We start from the raw sequence: 5,621 nt of genomic DNA on the forward strand, positions 1-5,621 counted from the left end.
GGTGGATGTCGTGCCGTGGGGTGGGGGCGGGCCTGCTGGGTGTGAGCCGGCTGAGGCGGCGTGTCCGGAGTGTTCGGTTTTGCCGGATGTCTCGCGCTGCTCGTCCGGCCGCATGGGACGGGACGCCTGCGATGACCTCGGCGGGCCGGGGGCCGACGCGGCGCGGGCGCTGATCCGTGCCCAATTGCGGACGGCCCTCGCCACCTGTGCGATCGTCATGGTCGTGGTGGCGGGGCTGCCGCTGCTGCTGGACGGCGTCCCGGCGCTCGGGCGCGCGCGGGTGCACGGTGTTCCGCCGGCGTGGCTGCTGCTGGCGCTCGGTATACAGCCGATCTGGGTCCTCGCCGCCCTCCGACATCTGCGGCGGGCCGAACGGCTCGAACGCGACCTTCCCAGGGCGGCGGATCCTTCGTGATCCCGATGGCCGTGGCCGCCGCCCTCGCCGCGCTCGTCGCGGTGCTGGGCATGACGACCGTCCTCGGCCTCTACGGGCGCCGCACCACCCAGACCACGTCCGACTTCCTGGTCGCCTCGCGGGGCGTCAGCCCGTGGTGGAACGCCTCGGCGATCAGCGGGGAGTACATCTCGGCCGCCGCCTACCTCGGCACCGCCGGGCTGGTGCTCGCCTACGGCGCCGACATGCTGTGGTTGCCGATCGGCGCGGCCGCCGGGTACGTGCTGCTGCTGGCCTTCGTCACCGCGCCGCTGCGCAGGTCCGGCGCCTACACCATCTCCGACTTCGCCGAGTGGCGGCTCGGCTCCCCGGCCGTGCGGCGGATCGTCACCTGCTGCGTCTGCTTCATCGGCTGGTTCTACCTGCTGCCGCAGTTCCAGGGCGCGGGCGTCACACTGCGGGTGCTGACCGGCGCGCCGGTGTGGGCGGGCTGGGCCGTCGTGGTCGTGGTGGCGCTCGTCCTCGCCGGGTCCGGCGGCATGCGCAGCATCACCGGCGTCCAGGCCGTCCAGTTCTGGCTGAAGCTGGTCGCGGTGGCGGTGCCCGCCGTGGCGCTGCTGAGCCTCTGGCACCTGGACGGCCGCTCCGACCCCGCCGCCGACCGGCTGCCGCGCTTCGGGCGGGAGACGCGCGTGCACGCTCCCACCGGCCTCGTCGTGACCGTCCGCGCCGCGACGGTGGTGACCGCCCGGGGGCCGGTGGACGGCGTGCGGCGCGCCGGCGAGTCCGTCACCCTGCCCCCCGGCCGGCACGAGGTCGGCCCGGAGGCGGACGTGACGTTCCCGGCCGGCGCGGCGGTGCCGCACTACGAACACCTGCCGGTCCAGGAGGGGGACACCTGGGCCAGGCCGTTCGGACGCGGCGAGGAACACGGCCTCTACGGCACCTACTCGACCCTCCTGGGCGTCCTCTTGGGGACGATGGGCCTGCCGCACATCCTGATGCGCTTCTACACCAACACCTGCGGCAGCGCCGCCCGCCGCACCGCCGCGATCGTTCCGGGGATGCTGGCGCTGTTCTACGTGTTCCCCGTCCTGTACGGGACGCTCGGACGGCTCTACACGCCCGACCTGCTCATGACCGGCGACCTCGACGCGACCATCCTGCTGCTCCCGCAGCGGATGGTGCCCGGCCTCGGCGGCGCGCTGCTGACCGGCCTCATCGCGGCGGGGGCGTTCGCCGCGTTCATCTCCACCTCCTGCGGGATCGTCGTGGCCATCGCCGGGACGGTCTCCCAGTGCGTCCGGCGCCGCACCGGGATCGCCGCGTTCCGCGTCGGCGTCGTGTTCGCCTTGGCGACGCCGCTCGTCCTCGTCCCGAGGATCGGGCCGCAGGGCGCGGCGAGCCTGGTGACGACGGCGCTGTGCGTGTCGGCCTGCTCGCTGTGCCCGCTGCTCGTCCTCGGCATCTGGTGGCGGGGGCTCACCGCCGCCGGGGCCGGGGCCGGCCTCCTGGTCGGCGGCGGGCTCGCCGTGGCGGCGGGCGTCGCGCGGCTGTTCCACGGCTCCTGGAGCGGCTGGCCCGCGGCCCTGCTCGTGCATCCGGCCCTGGTGATCGCGCCCGTGTCCTTCGGGGTCATGGTCGGCGCGTCCCTACTGACCCGCCGCCGCGTCCCGCGCCGCGCCGACCGCGCGATGGAGCGCCTGCACCTCCCCGAGGACGTCGTCGTCCACTGAGCACCGGACGAACCGGGACATCCTTCGCCCGCACGTGATACCCGTTGATGATCGACGACCGTTCCCCATCGCTTGTGGACCGTTCCCGTCCACCCGTGCCCGGCCGTTCGCCGCGCCGGATCGACCGCTCGTCGCGTGACTACACTACGCACATCTCTGACTACGTACCGCTTATCGAGGGTTGCGTTTTCGGCCTCCCGATCGGTGGCACCAGACCTCTAGTGTTCTCAGTGGCACCAAGCGCCACACCGCCACCGGAGGGGCGGGCGGACGGAGGGCGGAACCCACGCCCACCACCGCGGACCTCCCACAACAGCAAATCCGGAGATCCGGCGGACGCCAGTCGAACGCCGGATCGTGAGTCGCTGGATCCCGTACCGGGGGGGTGGGATCCGGTGACCTGTGGCTCGGGCGCCGTTGAACAGTCGGGGGGTTGTTCAGCGGCGTCCGAGCTCTTTTTCTCCCCCTGGACGTCCGGAACCAACTCCAGGGCCCCGTGTTCAGCGTCCGGTGGCGCCGTCGATCAGCTCTCGCAGGTGGTCGGGGAAGCCGAGGAGCGCGTCCCTCTCGCCTAGGCGTCGCGGAGGCGTTTGAGGGTGGTGATGTCCTTGGCGTGGGGTTCGGGGGCGCGGCCCGGGGTCTCGATGATGAAGGGGATGCCGGCCACGGCGGGGTGGTGCAGGAGGTCGGCGAAGGGGCGTTCGCCGATCTGACCGGCGCCGATGTTCTCGTGGCGGTCCTTGGCGGAGGCGCAGGCGTCCTTGGAGTCGTTGGCGTGGACGAGCTTGAGGCGGCCCTCGCCGACGGTGGCGATGAGGGCGTCCACGGTCTCCTTGACGCCGCCGGGGGCGGTGAGGTCGTGGCCGGCGGAGAACGCGTGGCAGGTGTCGAAGCAGACGCCGAGCTTGGGGTGGTGCTCCAGGCGCTCGAAGAACGGGCCGAGGTCCTGGACCTTCGCGCACAGCATGTTGTTCTGGCCGGACATGGGTTCGAGGAGCAGGTCGGGGCCGTCCTCGGGGATCTCCTCCAGGAGGGGCAGGACGTGCTCGTGGACCTGCGTCATGGCCGCGTCGTAGGTCTGGGTGACGGCGGAGCCGGTGTGGACGACGACGCCCCGCGCGCCGATGGCGCGGCCGCGGACCAGGGAGTGGCGGACGGTCGCGATCGACTTGGCGAGGGTCTCCTCGCTGGGGGAGCCGAAGTTGACCAGGTACGGGGCGTGGATGTAGACGGGGACGTCGGCGCGCGCGCGGAGCTTCTCGTCTTCGGCGGGCTTGCCCTCGGGCAGCGCCCAGCCGCGCGGGTTGGCGACGAACACCTGGATCGTCTCGGCGCCGATCTCGGCGGCGTACTTCAGCCCGCCCGTGGCGAGGCCGCCGGCCACCGGGACGTGCGCCCCGATGGGGCTGCTGGATGAGGTCATAGGCGTTTCAGCCTAGCCGCTGCGTCAGGGGGTCCGGACGATCGTGATGGTGGAGCCGCGCGGGGCCTCGCCGCTGCTCGGGTTCTGGAAGCGGACGGTGCCGCCGATGCCCGTGACGTTGACCTTGAAGCCGGAGTCCTCCAGAGCCTCGACGGCGTCGTCCACGTCGCGGCCCGTCATGTTCGGCACGGGGATGTTCTGGGCGCCGCCGCCCCCGTCGTCGCAGCCGATCTGGATAGGGCCGGCGTCGACGACGCAGTCGCGCTTGGTGACGACGATGGTGACCTCGTCGCCGCGGGAGACGCCGGTGCCCTGCGGCGGGTTCTGGCTGACGACCGTGTTGGGCGGCTTGCCGTCGACCTTGCGCTTGTCGACGTTGACCTCCAGGCCCATGGAGCGCAGCCGGTTGGCGGCGGAGTCGCCGTTGCCGCCGACCAGCTCCGGCATGGACATGCCGCTGCTGAGGACGACGTTCACCGGCTCGTCGGGGGAGAGTCGCTCGCCGCTGGGCGGGTCGGTGCCGATGACCTTGTCCTTGGCGACGGTCTGCGAGGTGTTGGTGCTCGTCCGGCCGATGGTGAAGCCCTTGTCTTGCAAGATCCCCTTGGCGTCGTCCAGGGACTTGCCCTCGACGTCGGGCACCTCCTTGGGCGTGCGGCCCTTGGACGGCGTCAGCGTGACGGTCTGCCCCTTGGCGACGCGCGCGCCGCCGGGCGGGTCGGACTTGGCGACCTGGCCCTTGCGGACGCGGTCGTCGTAGACGGCCCTGGCCACCCGGACGTCGAGACCGCCGCCTTCGAGCTTGCCGCGGGCGTCGGCGACCTTCATGCCGACGATCCGCTCGGGGACGTGGTCGTACTGGCCGGACGTCTGGTACCAGACGGCCCAGCCGAGGATCATCGCGGCGATAGCGCCGATGGCGACCAGGACGTAGCGGCCGGTGAGCGCGCCGATGGCCCGGTCGGCCTTGGTGGGGCGGGGCGCGTACTCGGCGGGCCTGGTCTCGGCGTCGAGGACGGCGGTGTGCCGGGTGGCGGCGGGCGGGGTGGATTCGAGGACGGCGGTCGCGTTGTGGGACGCCTCCTCAAGGCGCTGGTCGAAGTCGCGGGGGAGCCCGTTGTAGACCTCGGCGACCTCGGCGAGGAACTGGTTGGCGTCGCTCGGCCGCCGGGCGGGCTCATGGCTCGTCGCGTCGGTGACCAGCGCGTCGACCTGGGGCGGCAGTCCGGGGACGGCGCTGGACGGCGGCGGGACGGCCTCGTTGACGTGCTTGTAGGCGACGGCGAGGGCAGTGTCGGCGCGGTGGGGCAGCTCGCCGGTGAGCAGCTCGAACAGCATGATGCCCGCCGCGTACACGTCGGAGCGGACGTCGGCGCTGCCGGACAGGACCTGCTCGGGTGCCAGGTAGCCGACCGTGCCGATGATCAGCCCGGTCTTGGTCATCTTGCCGGCGGACTCGGCGCGGGCGAGGCCGAAGTCGGCGACCTTGGCCTGCCCGTCCTCGGTGATCAGGACGTTCTCGGGCTTGACGTCGCGGTGCACGAGCCCGGCGCGGTGCGCGGCCCCGAGGGCGGCCAGCACCGGCTGCATGATCTCCAGTGCGGCGCGGGGGCCGAGCCGTCCGAGCGCGTTCAGTACGTCGCGGAGGTTGCGGCCCGCGACGTACTCCATCACCAGGAAGACGTGCTCGCCGTCGGTGCGCTGGTCGTAGACGGCGACGACATTCGGGTGGGAGAGCGCCGCGGCGGCCTTGGCCTCGCCGATGAAGCGGGCGACGAAGTCCTCGTCGGCGGCCAGCGCGGCGTGCATCACCTTGATCGCGATGATGCGGTCGAGCCTGATGTCGCGCGCGACGTACACCGTGGCCATGCCGCCCCGCGCGATCCGGGACTCAATGCGGTAGCGCCCGTCGAGCACCCGCCCGACGAGTGGATCAGCGACCGTCGTGTCCATCAGAGCGAGTTTAAGGGGGGAATCGCGCGGATCTCATCAGCCGGGAGTATGAGCATCGATGCGCCGCGGGTCGGAGGTCAGCGGGCGGCGGCGGTGGGACGCTCCGGCGCGGGGG

4 protein-coding genes are annotated in these 5,621 nt (G+C 72.4%); 2 read left to right on the forward strand and 2 right to left on the reverse strand.

What is annotated here, in order from left to right:
- Positions 1 to 79 precede the first annotated feature (79 nt).
- Positions 80 to 415, forward strand: a complete 336-nt coding sequence (locus tag E1298_RS43470) for a hypothetical protein (RefSeq protein WP_131903232.1) — start codon at positions 80 to 82, stop codon at positions 413 to 415.
- Positions 416 to 420: 5 nt separating this feature from the next.
- On the forward strand, positions 421 to 2,130 hold the full coding sequence (locus tag E1298_RS43475; protein WP_131903235.1) for a sodium:solute symporter family transporter: 1,710 nt from the start codon (positions 421 to 423) through the stop codon (positions 2,128 to 2,130).
- A gap of 571 nt (positions 2,131 to 2,701) precedes the next feature.
- On the opposite strand, the gene E1298_RS43480 is transcribed toward E1298_RS43475, so the two are convergent.
- Both E1298_RS43480 and pknB read right to left on the reverse strand, forming a co-directional pair.
- Positions 2,702 to 3,553 carry a deoxyribonuclease IV gene (locus tag E1298_RS43480; protein WP_131903233.1) on the reverse strand — a complete coding sequence of 284 codons (852 nt, stop codon included), beginning with the start codon at positions 3,551 to 3,553 and terminating at the stop codon, positions 2,702 to 2,704.
- Positions 3,554 to 3,577: 24 nt separating this feature from the next.
- Positions 3,578 to 5,506, reverse strand: a complete 1,929-nt coding sequence (gene pknB, locus E1298_RS43485) for a Stk1 family PASTA domain-containing Ser/Thr kinase (RefSeq protein WP_131903234.1) — start codon at positions 5,504 to 5,506, stop codon at positions 3,578 to 3,580.
- Between the last annotated feature and the right edge of the window lie 115 nt (positions 5,507 to 5,621).

Origin of the sequence: Actinomadura rubrisoli (genome assembly GCF_004349215.1) — a bacterium.
GTDB classification, from domain to species: Bacteria; Actinomycetota; Actinomycetes; order Streptosporangiales; family Streptosporangiaceae; genus Spirillospora; species Spirillospora rubrisoli.